This is a genomic window from Arthrobacter burdickii, assembly GCF_030433645.1.
In the GTDB taxonomy this organism is placed as follows: domain Bacteria; phylum Actinomycetota; class Actinomycetes; order Actinomycetales; family Micrococcaceae; genus Arthrobacter_D; species Arthrobacter_D burdickii.
Genome location: NZ_JAROCG010000001.1, coordinates 2,617,862 through 2,636,995, shown reverse-complemented (window position 1 = coordinate 2,636,995; position 19,134 = coordinate 2,617,862). Strand labels below are relative to the sequence as shown.

Annotated in this window: 19 protein-coding genes and 1 tRNA gene; 11 read left to right on the top strand and 9 right to left on the bottom strand. The window is 67.9% G+C overall.

Features of this window, described 5'->3' with window-relative positions; genetic code table 11:
- Complete coding sequence (gene glgC, locus P5G52_RS12380; protein WP_301228790.1) at nucleotides 1–1,260, bottom strand: glucose-1-phosphate adenylyltransferase; 1,260 nt, start codon at nucleotides 1,258–1,260, stop codon at nucleotides 1–3.
- Nucleotides 1,261–1,390: 130 nt separating this feature from the next.
- Here glgC and glgA point away from each other — a divergent pair, with 130 nt between their 5' ends.
- Nucleotides 1,391–2,584 (top strand): glycogen synthase, encoded by a 1,194-nt coding sequence (gene glgA, locus P5G52_RS12375; RefSeq protein WP_301227778.1) that lies wholly within the window; start codon nucleotides 1,391–1,393, stop codon nucleotides 2,582–2,584.
- Nucleotides 2,585–2,723: 139 nt separating this feature from the next.
- Here the strand turns inward: glgA and P5G52_RS12370 are convergent, their stop codons facing one another.
- Nucleotides 2,724–4,844: an acyl-CoA dehydrogenase family protein gene (locus P5G52_RS12370; protein WP_301227776.1), complete on the bottom strand. Its 2,121-nt coding sequence runs from the start codon at nucleotides 4,842–4,844 to the stop codon at nucleotides 2,724–2,726.
- Nucleotides 4,841–5,659, bottom strand: coding sequence for a TetR/AcrR family transcriptional regulator (locus P5G52_RS12365; RefSeq protein WP_301227774.1), 819 nt, complete (start codon nucleotides 5,657–5,659; stop codon nucleotides 4,841–4,843). Before P5G52_RS12365 ends, P5G52_RS12370 begins: the two co-directional genes overlap by 4 nt.
- 62 nt (nucleotides 5,660–5,721) lie before the next feature.
- On the opposite strand from P5G52_RS12365, the gene P5G52_RS12360 reads away from it, so the two are divergent.
- From P5G52_RS12360 to P5G52_RS12340, 5 genes are all read left to right on the top strand, one after another.
- Nucleotides 5,722–7,038 (top strand): acetyl-CoA C-acetyltransferase, encoded by a 1,317-nt coding sequence (locus P5G52_RS12360; protein WP_301227772.1) that lies wholly within the window; start codon nucleotides 5,722–5,724, stop codon nucleotides 7,036–7,038.
- Nucleotides 7,038–8,414 (top strand): 3-oxoacyl-ACP reductase, encoded by a 1,377-nt coding sequence (locus P5G52_RS12355; protein ID WP_301227770.1) that lies wholly within the window; start codon nucleotides 7,038–7,040, stop codon nucleotides 8,412–8,414. The genes P5G52_RS12360 and P5G52_RS12355 overlap by 1 nt, the downstream gene beginning before the upstream one ends.
- A gap of 5 nt (nucleotides 8,415–8,419) precedes the next feature.
- Complete coding sequence (locus P5G52_RS12350; RefSeq protein ID WP_301227769.1) at nucleotides 8,420–9,313, top strand: MaoC/PaaZ C-terminal domain-containing protein; 894 nt, start codon at nucleotides 8,420–8,422, stop codon at nucleotides 9,311–9,313.
- A gap of 86 nt (nucleotides 9,314–9,399) precedes the next feature.
- Nucleotides 9,400–10,650 (top strand): kynureninase, encoded by a 1,251-nt coding sequence (locus tag P5G52_RS12345; RefSeq protein ID WP_301227767.1) that lies wholly within the window; start codon nucleotides 9,400–9,402, stop codon nucleotides 10,648–10,650.
- Nucleotides 10,651–10,673: 23 nt separating this feature from the next.
- On the top strand, nucleotides 10,674–11,399 hold the full coding sequence (locus P5G52_RS12340) for a M50 family metallopeptidase (protein ID WP_301227765.1): 726 nt from the start codon (nucleotides 10,674–10,676) through the stop codon (nucleotides 11,397–11,399).
- Between the two features lie 14 nt (nucleotides 11,400–11,413).
- On the opposite strand, the gene P5G52_RS12335 is transcribed toward P5G52_RS12340, so the two are convergent.
- Nucleotides 11,414–11,689, bottom strand: coding sequence for a hypothetical protein (locus P5G52_RS12335; protein WP_301227763.1), 276 nt, complete (start codon nucleotides 11,687–11,689; stop codon nucleotides 11,414–11,416).
- 254 nt (nucleotides 11,690–11,943) lie between these two features.
- Here P5G52_RS12335 and P5G52_RS12330 point away from each other — a divergent pair.
- Nucleotides 11,944–12,027 (top strand) — tRNA-Leu (locus P5G52_RS12330).
- Nucleotides 12,028–12,167: 140 nt separating this feature from the next.
- On the opposite strand, the gene P5G52_RS12325 is transcribed toward P5G52_RS12330, so the two are convergent.
- The 4 genes from P5G52_RS12325 to P5G52_RS12310 all read right to left on the bottom strand — a co-directional run bounded on the left by P5G52_RS12325 (nucleotide 12,168) and on the right by P5G52_RS12310 (nucleotide 15,021).
- A complete protein-coding gene (locus P5G52_RS12325) occupies nucleotides 12,168–12,365 on the bottom strand; it encodes a hypothetical protein (protein WP_301227761.1) in 198 nt (65 codons plus the stop codon).
- A gap of 181 nt (nucleotides 12,366–12,546) precedes the next feature.
- A complete protein-coding gene (locus P5G52_RS12320) occupies nucleotides 12,547–13,434 on the bottom strand; it encodes an NADPH:quinone reductase (RefSeq protein WP_301227759.1) in 888 nt (295 codons plus the stop codon).
- A gap of 225 nt (nucleotides 13,435–13,659) precedes the next feature.
- On the bottom strand, nucleotides 13,660–14,484 hold the full coding sequence (locus P5G52_RS12315) for a GAF domain-containing protein (protein WP_301227757.1): 825 nt from the start codon (nucleotides 14,482–14,484) through the stop codon (nucleotides 13,660–13,662).
- A 192-nt stretch (nucleotides 14,485–14,676) separates the two neighbouring features.
- The gene (locus P5G52_RS12310) at nucleotides 14,677–15,021 is read right to left on the bottom strand and encodes an ANTAR domain-containing protein (RefSeq protein WP_301227754.1); all 345 of its coding nucleotides are present in this window, start codon (nucleotides 15,019–15,021) and stop codon (nucleotides 14,677–14,679) included.
- A 375-nt stretch (nucleotides 15,022–15,396) separates the two neighbouring features.
- Here P5G52_RS12310 and P5G52_RS12305 point away from each other — a divergent pair, with 375 nt between their 5' ends.
- Nucleotides 15,397–15,672, top strand: coding sequence for a hypothetical protein (locus P5G52_RS12305; RefSeq protein WP_301227752.1), 276 nt, complete (start codon nucleotides 15,397–15,399; stop codon nucleotides 15,670–15,672).
- A 99-nt stretch (nucleotides 15,673–15,771) separates the two neighbouring features.
- On the opposite strand, the gene P5G52_RS12300 is transcribed toward P5G52_RS12305, so the two are convergent.
- Entirely contained in the window at nucleotides 15,772–16,479 is a 708-nt protein-coding gene (locus tag P5G52_RS12300) for a PAS and ANTAR domain-containing protein (RefSeq protein ID WP_301227751.1), read from the bottom strand.
- Nucleotides 16,480–16,875: 396 nt separating this feature from the next.
- Between P5G52_RS12300 and arr the strand changes: the two genes are divergently transcribed.
- The 3 genes from arr (at nucleotide 16,876) to P5G52_RS12285 (ending at nucleotide 19,078) form a co-directional block, all read left to right on the top strand.
- Entirely contained in the window at nucleotides 16,876–17,286 is a 411-nt protein-coding gene (gene arr / locus P5G52_RS12295) for an NAD(+)--rifampin ADP-ribosyltransferase (RefSeq protein WP_301227749.1), read from the top strand.
- A 203-nt stretch (nucleotides 17,287–17,489) separates the two neighbouring features.
- Nucleotides 17,490–18,470, top strand: coding sequence for a hypothetical protein (locus P5G52_RS12290; protein WP_301227747.1), 981 nt, complete (start codon nucleotides 17,490–17,492; stop codon nucleotides 18,468–18,470).
- A gap of 77 nt (nucleotides 18,471–18,547) precedes the next feature.
- Nucleotides 18,548–19,078, top strand: a complete 531-nt coding sequence (locus P5G52_RS12285; RefSeq protein WP_301227745.1) for a GNAT family N-acetyltransferase — start codon at nucleotides 18,548–18,550, stop codon at nucleotides 19,076–19,078.
- Nucleotides 19,079–19,134: the final 56 nt, after the last annotated feature.

Here is a 19,134-nt window from a genome sequence, read left to right as displayed (position 1 = left end):
TCAGACCACGGGGTAGGCCGGCGCGACGACCTGGCCCTTGCTGACGATCGTCAGCCCTGAATCGGTGACCGCGAAGCCGCGGCTGCGGTCCAGCTCGAAGTCGACGCCGATCTGTGCGCCCGCAGGGATGCGGACGTTCTTGTCGATGATGGCACGACGGACCACTGCACCGGCGCCGACGGTGACCTTGTCGAGGAGCACGCATCCCGTCACTTCGGCGGACTCGTCGACGAACACATCCGTTGCAAGGATGGAGGTGTTCACGGCGCCGCCGGAGACGACGACGCCGGCCGAGACGATCGAGTCGTGCGCCTCGCCGGGACGGCCCGACGCGCTGCGCACGAACTTCGCCGGTGGCGAGACGCTCTGGCGCGTGTAGATGGGCCACTGCAGGTTGTAGAGGTTGAAGAGCGGCAGGGGCGAGATGAGGTCCATGTTGGCGTCGTAGTACGAATCCATGGTGCCGACGTCCCGCCAGTACTGGCGGTCGCGTTCGGTGGAACCGGGAATTTCGTTGGTCGTGAAGTCGTACACCGCGGCGTCGTTCCGCTCGACGAAGTAGGGGATGATGTCCCCGCCCATGTCGTGCTTGGTATCGAGCCGTGCGGCGTCGTCCTCCAGCGCCTTCAGCAGAGCATCGGTGGTGAAGACGTAGTTGCCCATGGAGGCGAGGAAGCTGTTGGGGTCGTCCGGCAGGCCCGGCGTCGTCTTCGGCTTCTCGACGAAGGCCGCGATGCGTCCGGGATCGTTCTGATCTGTCTCGATGACACCGAACTGGTCCACGAGGTTCATCGGCTGCCGGACCGCCGCGACGCTCACGGAGGCGCCGCTCTGAATGTGTGCCTCGACCATCTGGCTGAAGTCCATGCGGTACACGTGGTCGGCGCCGATCACGACGACGATGTCGGGTTGGGCGTCGTGGATCAGGTTCAGGGACTGGTAGATCGCGTTCGCGCTGCCGAGGAACCAGCTCTTGCCGCGGCGCTGCTGCGCGGGGACCGAGGCGATGTACTGCTGCAACTGCGTGGACATCCGCCAGGTCTCCGAGACGTGCCGGTCGAGGCTGTGCGACTTGTACTGCGTCAGCACCACGATCTGGAGGTATCCCGAGTTGACGAGGTTCGACAGCGCGAAGTCGATCAGGCGGTAGCTCCCCGCGAAGGGCACGGCCGGCTTGGCCCTGTCCGCGGTCAGCGGCATCAGCCGCTTGCCTTCTCCGCCTGCCAACACCACGGCAAGTACTTTCTTCGGTGCCACTATCGACCCCCCGCTCTTCCTTGAGTGTTCTGCCTTGGCGACCTGTGGTCGATCAAGCGTCGGTCCACACACCCGGAACCCTTCCGGTCACTTCACACTAGAGGACTCCGGCGCACTGCACTACGTTGGGATGGTGCGAGTAGACATTGTGACCAAGGAGTTCCCGCCCGAGATCTATGGTGGCGCGGGGGTGCACGTCGCCGAACTGAGCAGGGTCCTTGCGCCGCAGGTGGACCTCCGGGTCCACGCATTCGGTGCAGCCCGGCCGGAGGACTACCACGGCGCATCCGTGCGTTCGTACGGCGTTCCGGAGGGGCTCGCCGGAGCGAACGCCGCCGTGCAGACCCTCGGCACAGACCTCCAGATGCTGGACGCCATCGGTGGCGCCGACCTCGTGCACTCGCACACCTGGTACGCCAACATGGCCGGGCACCTCGCGTCCTTGCTGCACGGCATCCCGCACGTCCTGAGCGCGCACAGCCTCGAGCCGCTGCGCCCCTGGAAGGCCGAGCAGCTCGGTGGCGGCTACGCCCTCTCGTCCTGGGTGGAGAAGACCTCCTACGAGGCGGCCGCGGCCGTCATCGCCGTGTCCGCCGGCATGCGGGCCGACATCCTCCGCAGCTATCCCGACGTCGACCCCGGCAAGGTGCACGTGGTCCACAACGGCATCGACGTCGCGCAGTGGTCGCGCGACGAGGACGACGACGCCCTCCGCGCCCACGGCATCGACCCGGACCGCCCGAGCGTGGTCTTCGTGGGCCGCAATACGCGGCAGAAGGGAGTGCCGTACCTCCTCCGTGCCGCCGCCCACCTGCCGGCCGACGTGCAGCTCGTCCTCTGCCTCGGCGCCGCCGACACACCGGAGCTGGCGGCCGAGACCGAGGTGCTCATCTCGGACCTGCGCGAGCGGCGCGGCTCCGTGGTGCTGATCGAGAAGATGCTGCCGCGGCGCGAGGTCATCCAGATCCTCAGTCACGCCACCGTGTTCGCCTGCCCGTCCATCTACGAACCCCTCGGCATCGTTAACCTCGAGGCGATGGCCTGCGGCGCCGCCGTCGTCGCCTCGGCCACGGGAGGCATCCCGGAGGTGATCGACGACGGCGTGACCGGAACCCTGGTGCCCCTCGAACAGGTCCAGGACGGCACGGGGACGCCCCTGGACCCGGAGAAGTTCGTGGCCGATTTCGCTGCGGCGCTCAACGCTCTCGTCGAGGACCCCGCGAGGGCGACCGCCATGGGCGCGGCAGGGCGCGAGCGGGCGGAGCGGCACTTCGACTGGGGCTCGATCGCGGAGACGACGCTCGGGGTGTACCGCAGCGTCCTCTGACGCCGGCAATGCCCGGGTCCGGGCGTCGGTGCCCGGGACAGTAGGCAGGCAGTTGCTCCCGGCAGGAGCTCCGCACGGAGAAAGGCCCGGATTGCCGGGCCTTTCCCATGTGCGGTGCCCGCGGTGCTGTAGCCGCGCGTCAGCGCTTGGCGCGCGCCCTTCCGGCCTTGCGGGCTTTCCTCTCCGTGGCTGAGCGCGCCAGGAGCGTCTTCTCGTCGATCGGGGCGTCCCCGCTCGCGCGGTGGCGCCGTGCGTACTCGACGGCTTCCTCCTGGCGCTGCTGCTCCGCACCGCCGGCGATGGCGGAGCGCACGTGCTCGGGCCCGTACCCGAAGGCTTCGACGAGGTCGAGGGCATGCGGACGGATCTTGGCCAGCAGGCGGTTGATGTAGCCGTCGAGTGTCCGCGCTCGCTGGGAGGACAGCCGTCCGTTCATGAGGAACCAGGCCAGGTCCTTCTCGATCAGGCACAGGCCGAACAGGTCGCGCAGGCGCGTGAGGATCTCCCGCGTGCCCGGGTCCTTGATCTGCTGGAGGCCCCGTGTGAACGCCTCCCACTGCAGCAGCTCGGCGTGGGCGTGGGCCACCTCGATGAGCTCGTTCTGGTGCTCGTTGAACAGGGCCGCCGACTCCTCCTGCGACTTGCCCTTGGCGCCACGCAGTTCGGCGGCGAGTTCCGCCACGCGGGACTGCACCCGGTCCGTCAGGAGTTCGTGCTGCGTGTCCTCGTCACGCAGTGCGATGGCCGACTTCTTCCCGGACCCGGAATCCGCGACGGTCTGCGCGACGCGGCGGAGGCCCGAGCGGTGGAGGGTCCTGCCTGCTGCCTGGGACACCGCGTACCGCGCAAGGACGCCGAAGTCGACGCCCTTGAACTCCTTCGCGTAGTCGGTCAGCAGGCGCTTGGCGACGAGCTGCAGCAGGACGTTGTTGTCGCCCTCGAACGTGACGTAGACGTCCAGGTCGGCGCGCAGTGACGCGAACCGGTTCTCGATGAGGAAGCCCTGGCCACCCGTCGCCTCGCGGCACTCCTGCAGCGTGTCGAGCGCCAGCCAGGTGCTGAGCGGCTTGAAGGCGGCGGCCAGCGTCTCGAGGTCCTGGCGGTCCTCGTCGGTGTCGTGGTCGCCGGAGAACACGTCGTCGAGCTTCTCGAGGAGTTCCTCGTGGGCGAAGGCCGCGGCGTAGGTTGCTGCGAGGCGCGGCAGGAGCCGGCGCTGGTGCCGCTGGTAGTCCATCAGCACCTCTTCCCTGAGGTCCGACGACGCGTTGAACTGGCGGCGCTGGGTGGAGTAGGTGATGGCCGCGGTCAGCGCGAGCTTGCTCGCGGCGACGGCGGCGCCGTCGAGCGAGACGCGGCCCTGCACGAGGGTCCCGAGCATGGTGAAGAAGCGGCGGCCAGGGGAGGCGATGGGCGAGGAGTAGGAGCCGTCCGGTGCGACGTCGCCGTAGCGGTTCAGCAGGTTGGTGCGGGGCACCCGGACGTCCGTGAAGTGCAGCCGGCCATTGTCGATGCCGTTGAGGCCGCCCTTGATCCCGTCGTCCTCGCCGCCCACCCCGGGCTTGAAGGTTCCGTCCTCGTTGCGCAGTTCCACGTAGAGGCCGTGCACGCCGTGGTTGACCCCGTTGGTGATGAGCTGCGCGAAGACGACGGCGGCGCGCCCGTCGATGGCCCCGTTGCCGATGTAGTCCTTCCAGGCAGCCCGGAAGGGCGTGTGGATGACGAACTCGTCGGTCGCCGGGTCGAAGGTGGCCGTGGTCGCGATGCTCGCGACGTCGCTGCCGTGGCCCGTCTCGGTCATCGCGAAGCAGCCCGGGATCTCCATGTTCATGATGCCGGGTAGCCAGGCCTCGTGGTGCTTCTCGGTGCCCAGGTGCATGACGGCCGAGCCGAAGAGCCCCCACTGCACGCCGGCCTTGATCTGGAGCGAGGGGTCGGCGACGACGAGTTCCTCGAACCCTGCGACGTTGCCGCCGTGGTCGCCGTCCCCGCCGAAGGCTGTCGGGAAGGCGCGGTGGACCGCCTTCTGCTCCACCAGGTAGTGGAGCTGGTCGAGGCACCGCCGGCGGTGGTCGTGATGGGTGAGCCCCTCGATCTTGTGCAGCTCGGGGCGGCCGACGAGTTCCCGCGCAACCCGCCGCACGTGCGCCCACCTGCCGAGGAGCAGTTGGCCGAGCTCCGCTGTGTCCACGGTGGCCTGTTCGTCGTCCCTGATGTCGACCGTGGCGGGAATCTGCTGGGGGCCGGAGATGGTCTGGGTCATGGCGTGTCCTTCGCGGATCGGAGGGTTTCAGGGGAAGACGGGGAACGTCGGGGAGCCGGGGGAACAAGGGCTTCGTACCGGCTGATGCCGTCGAAGAGCCAGCCGGTGATGTGGCGGGCCATCTGCTCCTCGGTGGGCTTGTCAGGCCCGTCAGGGGAGCAGAGCCAGTGCTCCCCGGCCGCCCGGACCATGCCGATCGCTGCTGCCGGCCAGTACTGGGGCACGGCGCCATCGGGCCCCACGGACCGGTCGGGGCGCAGCACGGCTCGCATCGGCCGCGAGAGCATCTCGGTGACCGCCGCGAGGAAATGGGCGAGTGTGTCCTGGGTGCCGTCGTCGGCGGCCGTGGACTCGGCGATCCCCACCCGGGTGACGAAGGCATAGACGTTGGGGGAGGTCCGGGCCATCTGGAGGTACGCCAGCACCATCGAGTACAGGCCTTCCCGCGGCGTCGGTGCGGCCTTTGCGGCGTCGAGCACCTTCTGCTGCATCTGGGCGATGACCACCTCGGCCATGGCCCGCTGCAGTCCGGTCTTGTCACCGAAGTAGCGGTAGTAGACCGACTTGGACGTGTCGGCGGCGGCGGCGATGTCCTCCATGGACGCCCCGGGTCCGAGGGTGCTGATCGCCCGCCTCGCCGTCTTGATGAGCTGCCGCCGCCTCTCGGCGCGGTGCTCCTTCCAGCGGCTGGAACGGCCGTCCGTCACCGTCGGCGTGCCGTTCGCCGTGTCGTTGGTGAGGGCCTCGGCCGCCCCCTCTGGAACGTCAGGGAGACTCTCCTCGGGGGTGACCAGCAGGGTCGGCACAGACTTCATGATACCCAGCGTATCAGGTACGCTAGGTATCGGTAATCACCCTTCGTATCAGGAGCACTCCCATGGCAGATCAGGCCGGCGCGCAGAACACCGCCCCGTCACTCCGCACGGCAGTCGTCATCGGCGGCAACCGTATCCCGTTCGCCCGCTCCGGCGGCGCCTACGCCTACTCGTCCAACAAGGACATGCTCATCGCCGCGCTGGACGGCCTTGTGGCCCGCTTCGGCCTGCAGGGCGAGCGCATCGGCGAAGTGGCCGCCGGCGCGGTCCTGAAGCACTCCCGCGACTTCAACCTCACCCGCGAAGCGGTCCTCGGTTCCGCCCTCTCGCCCGAGACCCCCGCCTACGATCTCCAGCAGGCCTGCGCCACCGGACTGGAGACCGTGGTGGGTCTGTCCAACAAGATCAAGCTCGGCCAGATCGAGTCCGGCATCGCCGGCGGGGTCGATTCCGCCTCGGATGCCCCGATCGTGGTGAGCGAAGGCCTGCGGCGGGTGCTGCTCGATCTCTCGCGCGCCCGGACCACGCAGCAGAAGATCAAGGCGCTCAGTGCCCTCCGCCCGAAGGACCTCTCACCGAACGCGCCCACCACCAGCGAGCCGCGCACCGGCCTGTCCATGGGGGAGCACCAGGCCCTCACCACGGCAGCCTGGGGCATCACCCGGGAGGCTCAGGACGAGCTCGCCTACCGTAGCCACCAGAACCTCGCCGAAGCCTACGAGCGCGGCTTCTTCACCGACCTCATGACCCCCTACCGCGGCCTGACCCGGGACGCGAATCTCCGCGCCGATACCTCTCTGGAGAAGCTGGCCGGCCTCAAGCCCGTCTTCGGCAAGGGACTCGACACGCCGGCCACGATGACTGCCGGCAATTCGACGCCGCTTACCGACGGCGCCGCCCTCGTCCTGCTCGGCAGCGAGGAATACGCCACGGCCAACAACCTGCCGATGCTCGCGAACATCGTCGACGCCGAAGCCGCGGCGGTCGACTTCGTCCACGGCGAGGAGGGCCTGCTCATGGGAGGCGTCCACGCCGTGCCCCGCCTGCTGGAGCGCAACGGGCTCACGTTCGAGGACTTCGACTTCTTCGAGATCCACGAGGCCTTCGCGGCGACCGTGCTCAGCGCGCTCGCCGCCTGGGAGGACCCGGACTACTGCAAGCGCGTCCTCGGGCTCGACGGAGCGCTCGGCAGCATCGACCGCTCGAAGCTCAACGTCAACGGCTCCTCGCTCGCGGCCGGGCATCCCTTCGCCGCCACCGGCGGGAGGATCGTCGCGTCGCTCGCCAAGACGTTGTCCGAGAAAGGCGGACGAGGCCTCATCTCCATCTGCGCCGCAGGCGGCCAGGGCGTCGTCGCGATCCTCGAGGCGAGGAACTGATGGCCGACAACTACCTGGACCTCGTCAATACGTCGCTGCCCGGCAGGATCGCCAAGGCCCTCGGGTTGCCGCGGCCCTCGGTCCTCCGGCGCTACACCCCGGGTGAGGCCCTTGCTGAGATGCCGGTGCTCGTCACCGGGTCGGGCGCCGGAGCGGATGCGCTCGCCGACCAGCTGCTCGGCTGGGACATCGAGGTGCGCCGCCACGTCCTTCCGGGCGAGAAGCTCAGTGCGGCCATCGTGGTCCTCGACCGGGCAGCAGCACCGGCGGACCTCGCCGCCCCGATGCTCGAACTCGGGCAGGCGGTGAAGCTCCTGGTCCCCGGAGGGCGGGTGGTCGGTATCTTCCGGTCCCCGGCCGAGACGGCCGACCCCGCCGAGGCTGCTGCGCGGCAGGGCGTCGACGGAGCCCTGCGATCCGTGGCCCACGAACTGCGCGGGGGAGCGACCGCCAACGGGATCATCCTGCGCGGCGCCGCCACGACGACGGACCCGACCACCCTCGGTGCACTCCGGTTCTTCCTGTCCGGCAGGAGCGCCTACGTGGACGGGCAGTTCCTCGACGTGGCGGTCGCCCCTGCGGAAAGCGTCGCCGAGTTCGCTGCAGCCACCACGGCGGAGGGCGAAGGCGTCCCCGACCGGCCGCTCGCGGGCAGGACGGCCGTGGTCACCGGTGCGGCGCGCGGTATCGGCGCGAAGATCGCCGAGGTCCTCGCCCGCGACGGCGCCCGCGTGGTCGCCGTCGACGTACCGGCTGCAGGGGAGCAGCTCGCCCAGGTCGCCAACCGGGCCGGTGGCACCGCCCTCCAGGTCGACATCACCGAACCCGAAGCCGCGGCGCGCATCCTCGAGCATGTGGGGCAGCGCTACGGCGTCCTGGACATCGTCGTGCACAACGCCGGCATCACCCGGGACAAGCTGCTGGCCAACATGGACGCGGCACGGTGGGATTCCGTGATCGCGGTGAACATCGCCTCCCAGCTGCGGATGAACGAGCAGATCCTCGCCTCGCCCGTCTTCTCCGCGACCGGTCGCATCATCAGCCTCGCCTCGACGAGCGGCATCGCCGGCAACCGCGGACAGAGCAACTACGCGGCGTCGAAGGCGGGAGTGATCGGCATGGTCCGCGCGCAGGGCGCAGCCTTCGACGGAAGCGCCCGGACCATCAATGCGGTGGCGCCAGGATTCATCGAGACGGACATGACCGCGAAGATCCCGCCGCTCCGGCGGCAGGTCGCCCGCCGGCTGAGCAGCCTGCAGCAGGGCGGCCTTCCCGTGGACGTCGCGGAGACCATCGCCTTCCTGGCTTCCGATGCTGCAGCCGGCATCAACGGGCAGGTGGTCCGCGTCTGCGGGCAGAACCTGGTGGGCGCGTGAGTGGGATGGCGCGTGACACGGTCCTGCCTGCGCTGCCGGGGCTTCCCGCGCTCTACCGGCGTGCCGTCACCCTGGCCGCGCAGCGCTCGCTGGGGCGTGCGGCCGCGCCGTCCGTGCTCCCTGCCGTCCGGCACCGCGTCGACGGTGTCCGGACCGACCTCGCGGCGCTCACCCGGTTCCAGCGGCTGATCGGGTCTGCGGGGCGGGACCAGCTTCCGTCGGCCTACCTCCACACCCTCGCCTTCCCGGTGGCCATGAGCGTCCTCGCGCGCCCCGACTTCCCCCTGCCCCTGCTGGGCATGGTGCACCTCAGCAATGAAGTGCACCAGGACCGGCAGGTCAGCGCTTTCGAGCCGCTCGACGTCGTGGCCTACGCCGAGAACCTGCGCCCCCATGCGGCCGGCACCCAGCTGGACGTCGTCACGGAGATCTCGGCAGGGGATCACCGCGTCTGGACGGGCCGCTCGGTCTACCTGGCCCGAGGAGTCCGGCTGGCTGACACGGCTCCGGAACAGCGGCGCGAGGACCGCCCGCCCTTCGCCGCGCCCACCCCCACCGGTGTCTGGACCCTCGATGGGGGCATCGGCCGCCGCTACGCCGCCGTGTCGGGGGACTGGAACCCGATCCACCTCAGCGGGCCGACGGCGAAGGCATTGGGCAGGACGACGCCGATCGCCCACGGCATGTACCTGGCCGCGCGCATGGTGGACCAGGCTGTGGCCGCTCCCTCCGGTGGCCTGGACTGGCGCATCGACTTCGCCGCCCCCGTGCCGCTGCCCGGAGTCGTCACGACGTCGTTCTCGCGGACGCCCGGCGACGGGGGCGGGCGGATCGACGCGATCGGCTGGTCGGCCAAGCGCCGGCGACCGCACTTCACGGGATGGGTGCGCGCGGACTAAGGCGACGCGACCACGCACTGCCTGATGGTGCGTGGACCGCGCCGTACCCGGGGTTCGAGCTCCACCGGCCGCCCTAGACTGGGGCCATGACCGGCTCCTTCCTGGCAGACCGCGCGGCCGAGCTCGACGCCGCCGATCCGCTCGCACACCACCGCACCCTCTTCCTCGGCACCGACGGCGACGCCGTGCGCTCCTACCTCGACGGCAACTCGCTCGGGCGTCCATTGGCGACGACGGCAGACAGCCTCGCCTCGTTCGTCACGGACCAGTGGGGCGGCCGCCTCATCAGGGGCTGGGACGAGGGGTGGCTGGTCCTGCCGGAACAGATCGGCGACCAGCTGGGCCGGGTGGCGCTGGGTGCTGCCGCCGGACAGTGCATCGTGGCGGACTCGACGAGCGTCCTGCTGTACAAGCTCGCCCGGGCCGCGGTGGCGGAGCGTCCGGAGCGGACGGAGATCGTCATCGACCGTGACAACTTCCCGACGGACCGCTTCCTCGTCGAGGGCATCGCGCGCGAGCGCGGGCTCACGCTCCGCTGGATCGACGTGGCGTCCGACGGCGGTGCGACACCCGCCGACGTCGCCGCCGCCGTCGGCCCCCAAACGGCCCTCGTCCTGCTCAGCCACGTCGCCTACCGCTCCGGCTTCATCGCCGACGTACCGGCCATCACCCGGACCGCCCACGACGCCGGCGCCCTCGTGCTCTGGGACCTGAGCCACTCCGTCGGCTCCGTTCCGGCCGACCTGGACGCGTGGGACGTCGACTATGCGGCTGGCTGCAGCTACAAGTACCTGAACGGCGGGCCGGGCGCTCCCGCCTGGGCCTACGTGGCAAAGCGGCACCTGGCCACGCTCGACCAGCCGATTCTCGGCTGGCTGGGCAGCGCCGATCCCTTCGCGATGGGGTCCGCGTACCAACCGGCGGACGGCATCCGCCGCCTGGTCTCGGGTACGCCGCCCATCGTGGGCATGCTGGCGATGCGCGACATGATCACCCTGATCGAGGAGGTCGGCATGGCGGCGGTGCGCAGCAAGTCCGAACTCCTGACGTCCTTCGCCGTCGAGGCGGTCGACGAGATCCTGGCGCCCCACGGGGTGGTCATCGCCTCGCCACGGGCCGCATCCGAGCGGGGAAGTCACATCACGATCGACCACCCGGCCTTCGCCGGGATGGTGCCGGAGCTGTGGCAGGAAGGGGTCGTGCCCGACTACCGGAACCCGAACGGGATCCGGCTGGGACTCTCACCCCTGTCGACGTCGTTCGGTGAAGTGGCGGTCGCCATCGGCGCCATCGCCGCTCGTCTCGCCTCGCCACGGGAACGGGCAGCGGGGGAGTAGGCGTTATCGACGCCGTCCTCCGGATGGAGGAGCGCATCGTCGACGGCCTGGCGCGGGCTGCACCGCCGGACGTCGGCATCGCGGGACTGATCGCGATCGTGCTGGCTGCGATCGCGCTGTCGGTGCCACGCCGTACCTGGCGGTACTTCGGCCTGTTCGTCACGGTCGTCCATGAACTCGGCCATGCGGCGGCGGCTCTCCTGACGCTGCAGCGCGTCACCGGGGTCACCCTCCGCCTCGACCATTCGGGCACGACCACCAGCATCGGGCCGCGCGGTTGGCGCACCGCCTTCACGACGTTCTGGGGGTACCCGGTGCCCGCCGTCGCCGGCGCGGTCCTCGTCTCCTGTGCTGCCTACGGATGGGCGTCGGCAGCACTGTCCGTCGGAGCGCTGATCCTGGTGGCCGCTCTCGTCCTCATCCGGAACCTGCAGGGCGTCCTCATCCTGGGCGGCTGTGCGGGAGCTGCCCTGGCGGTCGTCTGGTTCGGCGGAGGGACGCGGGCCGGCTACGCCTGCCTCGTCCTCGGCCTCGCCCTGCTCGTGGGCTCCTGCCGGGACTGGGTGAAAGTGGTGAGGGTCCATGCGCGACGGCGCGACCTTCGGTCGTCGGACGCCTACCTGCTCCAGCACGCGACACGCGTCCCGTCCCCGCTCTGGCTCGGGATGTTCGCGCTCGTCATCGGGATGGCCCTGCTGTCGTCGCTGGAACCGCTTGCGCGGATCGCGGACCTCGCAGCCATCGGATGAGGAGTACCAGCCCGTCAGGTGCTCGTGTGGCGGTTGTGGCCTGAACTGTACGGGGCGCCCTGCTGCCGGCACAGGTCGTCGAACAATTCGTTGACGGCCTGGGAGATGCAGTCGCGTTCGTGCACGGGCAGCTCGATCAGGCCGTGGAGATAGGCGTTGACCTCGTACTCGTCCACTCCGCCGCCCATGCCGAAGTAGTGCAGCCAGAGCTCACCCGGCGAGATGTTGGCACGCTGCATCGCGTCGAACGTCAGGGCGTACTGCTCCTGGTCGGGATTCGTCTCGTCCACGTCATCCACTCCATGCGCTCGGGGCACCGTCGTTGTACGGCCGGTGGGACCAGCATAAGCACGCGGAAACCGTCCGGGGGGGGTGGGATAAGTTGCAGGCGGCACCCACCAGGTGTAGGACACCATGTGCGCGCCCGGATGACGACGGGGCCTCCTCCCGGCCGCCGCAGCACGGCCCGATTCAACACCTCGGCCAAACCCGTGGTAGAGTCTCTCTCGTTGCTTTCGACGGTTTCAACCGGAGAAAACCACCCGCGCGGGTGGCGGAATGGCAGACGCGCTAGCTTGAGGTGCTAGTCCTCTTATTGAGGGTGGGGGTTCAAGTCCCCCTCCGCGCACAGAAAAAACCCCGGTTCGCCGGGGTTTTTTTGTGCCCTCGACACGCCTCTCCCCGGGTGCGCCGCCAGTCGGAGCCCGACTCGCATGATTCTTTGCACGGCGAACATCGAGAAGAGACCAGCCCACCTGCGGAACAGCTCTATGCTGCCTCCGCTTCAAGGGCCGGCTCGAGGACGGACAGCTGCACGACCTGAGCAGTCCGTCTCGCACGAAGTTCGACCTGAATCGGCAAAGGTGGCATCAGCCGGCCCTGCTCGATGAGCTCGATGGTCTGCCGGGACTGCGGGATGGGAATGTTGGAAGTGGCGTCGTGGTATTCGCCGGGGTGGGTGATCATGGCTTGCTTTTCTTGCTGGGGATGAATCCGTCCACAGGTTATTCGTTGCCGGTGACAGTCGGGCGGGGTGCCATCGGGGTGAGCATCACCACGGCGGCGATCACCGGCCGCTGGTGGCCCCCAGGCGGGTTCGATGACGTCGTCGATCTTCTCTACCAGTCCGGAAGGACGAGGTGGTTCTTCAGGGATGAAGGATGATCCGGCCGGGAGTGTGTGTTCCAACGATGGCTCGATGAGCTGCGGTGGCATCTTCGAGGGCGAACTGTTCACCGACGATCGGCCGGATCACTCCGTGCTGGAGAAACGCGTCGATGGCGGTGTACGCGTCGTGAAGGTCTGCCGGCGTCATGTTCCACAGTGCTGTCCCGCGCACGTCCGTCTCGTTGACCATCAGGGCTCGGGGGCTTACTTCCACGGGTCCGCGGCTTCCGACAACCACGATCCTGCCGTTCCGGGCGAGGATCGCGGTGTCCTGTGACAGGTTCCTGTGTGCTGCCATCTCGATGATCAGGTCGACTCCACGTCCGCCGGTCAGGGCGTATGCCTCCGTGAGATAGTCCCGTGCGGAGTGATCCAGCGCGTGGTCGGCACCCAGCTGCAGGGCCAGTTCCCGGCCCCCTGGTGTGCTCGCCGTGCCGATGATCGTGAGTCCTAGAGCGTGCGCGAGTTGCACTGTGGCGGTGCCGACCCCACCGCTGGCGCCGTGAACGAGAACCGTTTCGCCGGCCTCGGCCCGCCCCCGCTGGATGAGCGCCCGGTACGCGGTCGTGTAGGAGACCCCCACCGCCGCTCCCTCGTCGAAAGAAAGGTGGTCCGGCAGGGCATGAACGATGCTCGGGGCGCACCTTATCTGCTGAGCGTACGTGCCGGCCGCTCGCGCGGGGATCGTGGAGACCCACACCCGGTCATCGACGGCGAAGCCCTTGGCCGAGCCCCCGGTCGCACTGATGATCCCTGCCGCGTCGAGGCCCGGGGTGAAGGGCAGTGAGGGTGTCAGGAACTCGTAGTTGCCGGCCCGAAGGTAGGTGTCCGCCGGATTGACGCCGATCGCGCGGATATCGATCGTCACCGAATCGTCGGCATCGAGCGTAGTGCCAGGGTTTGCAGGGATTTGTACCGGCGCATCTGCGCTGACATGGATGAGGACTTCTTCGGGCCCGTACTGCGAAATTTCTATACGCCTCAACGCCAGCTCCTTCCGGCAGCGCCATGCGCGGAGCCGGTCAACCGAACGGGGACCGAACCGAGCCTGCTTGCAACTCCGGTACGCGCCAAGGATCCGGCTTCCTCTGGTTCAGACCCATATCTCGACCTGTACCTGGGCGGCGAGGCGCCTGAGGGTCTGTACATCCTCCTGGGTGAAGGTCCGTGGCCGGTCGTCCATCAGGCAGAGGGTGCCGATACGCCAGCCGCCGGCTGTGCAGAGGGGGTGCCCGGCGTAGAAGCGGACCTCCGGCCCGCCGGCAACGAGGGGGTGATGACGCCACTCCGGGTCGACGGCGGCGTCAGGAATGACGAGGGTGCGGTTATGTTTGATCGTCGTCGCGCACAGGGACAGGTTCCGCGGGAGGTCCTGGCCCAGGGGTCCGACGACGGACTTGATGACCTGCGCGTCCTCGGTGATCAGTGCAATGGAGGCTGAGCTGACACCGAAGAGGTCCCGGGCCTGCCGGGTGATCCGATCGAAGCGTTCCTCCGCACCGGTCTCGAGCAGCCCCGACTCGTGCAACGCGTGGAGGCGCCGGAACTCGATCTCATCCACGCCGGCACTGTCCACCCCTTCACATCCGGCGCCTGTGCTCGTAGCGACCTCAGGCGAGGTGCCGGCGCTGGTGGTGCTGTGGTCCCCGGCTGGTGGGGCTGCGAAGTCGTAGCCGTCGGGGGAGAGGGCCAGCTCACGGAGGTAGTCGCTGTAGCCGGAGGACGACGTCGCCTCCTGGTTGCTGTAGTGCGCACCATCCACCAGAGAACCGGTACTGTCCAGCAGTTCATTGATGACCTGGGCGAGTAGATCCCGTTGCGGCGCCGGGAGCATCACCAGACCGGTCAGGTACCCCTGGACGTCGAGTTCGTCCCCTTCGCAGGTGAGCTCGAAGTACGTCGTGAGGATTTCTTCCATGCGTAGGCCTGCTGCTCGCACTGTCTGAATCGCGCTCCACTGCTGCACATACTCATTCAGCACACCAATTCCTCCGCCAACTCTCTTGGGTGTATCGCTGCTCGGCAACCCGACCGGATTGCTGCTGCCAACCAACACTAGGCTTTCACGCGCTCCGCGTCGCCCATTGCACGCGCGCGCCCCGGAGTGCGATCAGGGGATCAGGGGGTCCTCGAAGCAGAACGAGTTCATGCTGGCGACGATGCCGGCGGCGATCGCCTCGATCGGCAGTCTTCGTTGATAGGCCGCGCGCTGCAGTAGCGCGCCTGCCTGGTGTTGGGAACAGTCCTGGGTTCCCATGATGATCCCGGTAGCCACGTTCACCGGGCTGGACACTTCCACGAAGGCCCGCAGACACGAGGGCATATCCACCAGGTCATGGTCGGATCCACCGGCGCCAGCGGTCTCACCGGTGCCGCCGGCATCGGTCCGGCCGGCATTTCCACCAGGTGGAACGGGGTGGATCGAGGAGTCGTCTGGAATGTCAGGGTCGGTCATGCGGCACTGCCCCTCACTGGGGATTGTGCTCCGCCGAACGATGCAGGCGCTACCGGACACCATCAAGAAGAATCATTTGGTCAGCAGTCCTACTTTCAACTGCTGGTCCTCACACTACGCGCACGCCGCCTTCGGCGCTCATCGCACGCCCAGCGGTGCGCTTCGGGGCGGTCGAGGACGTCGTCCCGCTCAGGCGATGAGAATCGGAACCATGCCCGGCACGGTCTTCAGCCCCGCGCGTGCGTCATGTCCTTCCTCAAGGACCACGAGGTAGCTAGAACCCCTAGCTTTACAGTTGGTGAGCCTTGCTCTATGGTCTGTGAGTCGGTCCAGTAGCGGGCCTGCACGACTCTTTTCGTGAAGGGCACGTTCGTCATGTCAGGTACCCCGCTCTTTCCCGCGATCGCTCCCACAGCTGACCCCACAGCCGGCTCCGCCAGGGCTGTCGACGTCGATCTGCTCACCGCCTGGGCTGACTCCGACCCGCTGATTCCCGTCGACCTGTCCGTGGTGTCGACGCGCAGGCTCAGGGTGCTGTGCAACCGACTCTACAGCGCCCTGGGCGAGGATTTCCCGCCCTATGGCGCCCTGGAGGCTTACGCCGCTGTGGCGAACGAACTCGAGCAGCGAGCAACGCACCCCCGGCAGTAGTCTCGTCAGGACGGTCGTCCCTGATGATTCCACCGCCCACCACGAAGGGCCTCAGGATTGACATCAGGAAGGTGCATTCCGCGTTCCTTGCGGGCTCTTCTAGGGTGCCGGGAAGAGGTCGAGCAGGGCTTGAGCACGGGATTGCGGCTGGTCCTGCCGATGGAGTTGGTAGGTGCGGTCGATGATGTCCTGGGAGATGGCGATCACCTTCCGGTTCGTCAGTTGGCTACGCTCCCTGATGCATTCGAAGGCTTCGGATGCCGTCAGCCCGCTTCGAGCCATCAGAATGCCCTTGGCCTGCTCGATCACGCTGCGCTTCACAGCGGACGCAGCGACGGCTTCGTTCGCCAACCGGTGGGTGTCCACGTGAATGGATCGCGTCAGGTCCACGACCAGAGCCCAGACTCCAATCGCCTCGCTGCCCTGCTCGCCCTCTTTGTGGATGTAGTCGCCGGAGATCAGCACCTTCCGGACCTTGCCGTTCACATCACGCAGGGACAGGTACGCGGAACGCGGACCACCCTTGCTCAACAGGTTCTCCCACAGGGACCTGGCCGCGTTCTGATCAGCTGGTTGGAAGTGGGAAATACCGAGATCGAGGGTGGGCACGATCTCATCGCGTTCGTACCCGTGTATGCGATACAGCTCATCGGACCAATGCAGGGCCGGTGATTCGAAGTAGTGCTCGACGATGCCGGTCGGACAGTTGACGAAGTACTCGACGGTCTCCGCGGGATGAGCTTCGACACCAGACGAGTGAGCTGGCGATGCCGGGGTTTCCGGGGACGAGGAAGCAGTGGTGGTCACTGGTGGAGGATCCTTCGACGCGACAGAAGAACCGGCCGGCTTCTTGACCGGTTTCATGAGGATGGTGGACCGACGTCATCCCTGCTCGTCCATGTTCAGTTCCCCCTCACAGCCCGGCTGCTTGACCTGTGAAGGAGATCCCACGTTCGTGCACGAGGCTCGTCGGTGTGGCCGGCTGAGCCCCGCGGGTGGTCCGCGGAACATCTTTCAGGCGTATACCAGTATGCGCAGCGCACTTTCAACATCACCCGTGCCCATGCTCAAGCTTCGCCCTGCAAAGCATCCTTGTCCTCGCGGATCGTGTACCAGGAATATTCCTCGAAGATGCTCGAGCAGCGAGGGCTCTCCATCAGATGTGGCTCGCTGCTGCTTCGTGTCGTTCTCTAGAATGTCGCCGTGGGCCGAGCACTCGACGAGGGGCCGTTCTATCACGGCACGAAAGCCGATCTCCGGGTCGGTGATTTCCTTCGCACGGGCTTCCGGTCGAACTATCGTCCCGACGTCCTGATGAATCACGTCTACTTCACTGCGCTTCCCGACGGTGCCGGCCTCGCTGCTGAGCTTGCGGCCGGTGACGGCGCACCGCGCGTCTACGTCGTCGAGCCGACCGGAGAGTTCGAGGACGACCCGAACGTGACCGACAAGAAATTTCCGGGAAATCCGACCCGGTCGTATCGCAGTCGTGCCCCGCTCCGGATCGTCGGGGAAGTCACCGACTGGACACGACAGACGCCCGAGGCACTCCAGACCTGGAAAGTACGCCTAGCGGCGCTGTCCTCGGACGAGCGGGGCAGAATCATCAACTGAAGAGCGTCCAAGGGGGGATCCTGACCTCACGTCACTCGTCATCGCCGGGGCATCACACCGGCGCAGGCGGCGGTTCCGTCGGTTCCGTCGGTTCCGTCGGTACTGTCGATCGCGTAGCGTCGTGACGCGACGCGACGGAGGGCCTGATGCGGAGTGGACCTCCTCGAAGCGCGAGGGGAGCGTTATGCGAGAGGGGACGGGCTATGGGAGATGGCACTGACTGGCTGCTGGATGCTGATCCGGCAATCCGTTGGCAGGTGCTCCGCGACCTCATGGATGTGCCGGCCGCCGAGGTCGTAGCAGAGCGGGCGCGGGTGGCCGAGGCCGGCTGGGGGAAACGACTCCTCGGTCTGCAGGCCGACGGACTATGGGCCGGTGGTGCCTGCTTCCCCAGCAGTGCCTGGCGGCCCCCGGGTCCGGCCGTCGGTGATTCGAATGGTCAGCCCTGGACGGCGACTCTGCCGACCCTCCGGCTCCTCCGCGATTTCGGCATCGATCCGTCATACCCCGCCGTACGCGCCGCGGTGGGCGGAGTGCGGCAGCACTGCACGTGGGAGTACGCCGGAGAGCCGTTCTTCGACGGCGAGGTCGAGCCGTGCATCAACGGCGGCACTGTGGCGATCGGCGCGTATTTCGGCGAGAACGTCGAGAATATCGTCGTACGGCTGCTGGGCGAGCAGCTCGATGATGGCGGGTGGAACTGTGAGGCCGAGCGGGGGTCGACCAGATCATCGTTCCACTCCACGATGTGCGTGCTGGAGGGGTTGCTGGAGTACGAACGTGCCGGCGGGACAATGCCGGTCGGGGACGCGCGGCGCCGTGGTGAGGAATACCTGCTGGCGCGGAGCCTCTTCCGCCGGGCGAGTACCGGACAGATCGTCGACCCCGATTGGCTGCAGTTCTCGTTCCCGGCGCAGTGGCACTATGACATCCTGCGCGGACTCGAGTACTTCCGGTCCGCGGACACTCGTGACCCGCGGTTAGCCGAGGCCGTCGAGGTCGTCCGGGACAAGCAACAGCCGGATGGCACCTGGCTCCTGGAAAACACCCATCAGGGGTTGATCCATTTCGAGATGGAGGAGGGCGACGGCAAACCGAGCCGCTGGAACACGCTGCGAGCGCTGCGCGTGCTGCGCTGGTACGACGCCGAGCAGCCTCGGCCGCCGGGCCACGAGCGGCGTTAGGGACTGGTGGATCGCTTCCTGGATACTGTCGACACTGCATCTGCCGGTCCAGTTGAACCCGCTGTAACGTGTCCGACATGTCGACCGCGGATCGTCCGGCCATTCAGACGGTGATCATCAGACCCGAGCGGCCCGGAGACGCCGAAGCTATCCACGCATTGACGCGAGAAGCGTTCACGGGGAAGTCGTTCAGTTCCGGGACGGAGGCGGCCATCGTCCGTTCCCTGCGCGCTTCCGGCGATCTGGCGCTGTCCCTGGTCGCGGAGTCATCCGGCAGCATCATCGGTCACGTTGCTTTCTCTCCCGTAGGCATCACCGGATCCTCGGGGGACTGGTTCGGCTTGGGGCCGATCTCGGTCAGTCCGGAGCGCCAGCGTGGCGGGGTCGGGCGGAGACTCGTGTGCCGCGGGCTCGGATTCCTGCAGCGGCGGGGTGCTGAAGGGTGTGCGCTCATCGGGGACCCGGAGGTCTACGGCAGACTCGGGTTCAGGTCCGGTGGCCTCCTGTATCAGGGAGTCGATGAGGCTCTGGTCCAGTACGTCGTCCTCAATGGCGCGCCTTTTCCTGCAGGGACGCTTACCTTCCTGCCAGCCTTCGACGAAGAGTAGGGGGGCAGCCGAGGTCCACCCAAGCGCCGACTGACAGGGCGCGCCGATCCGGTCCC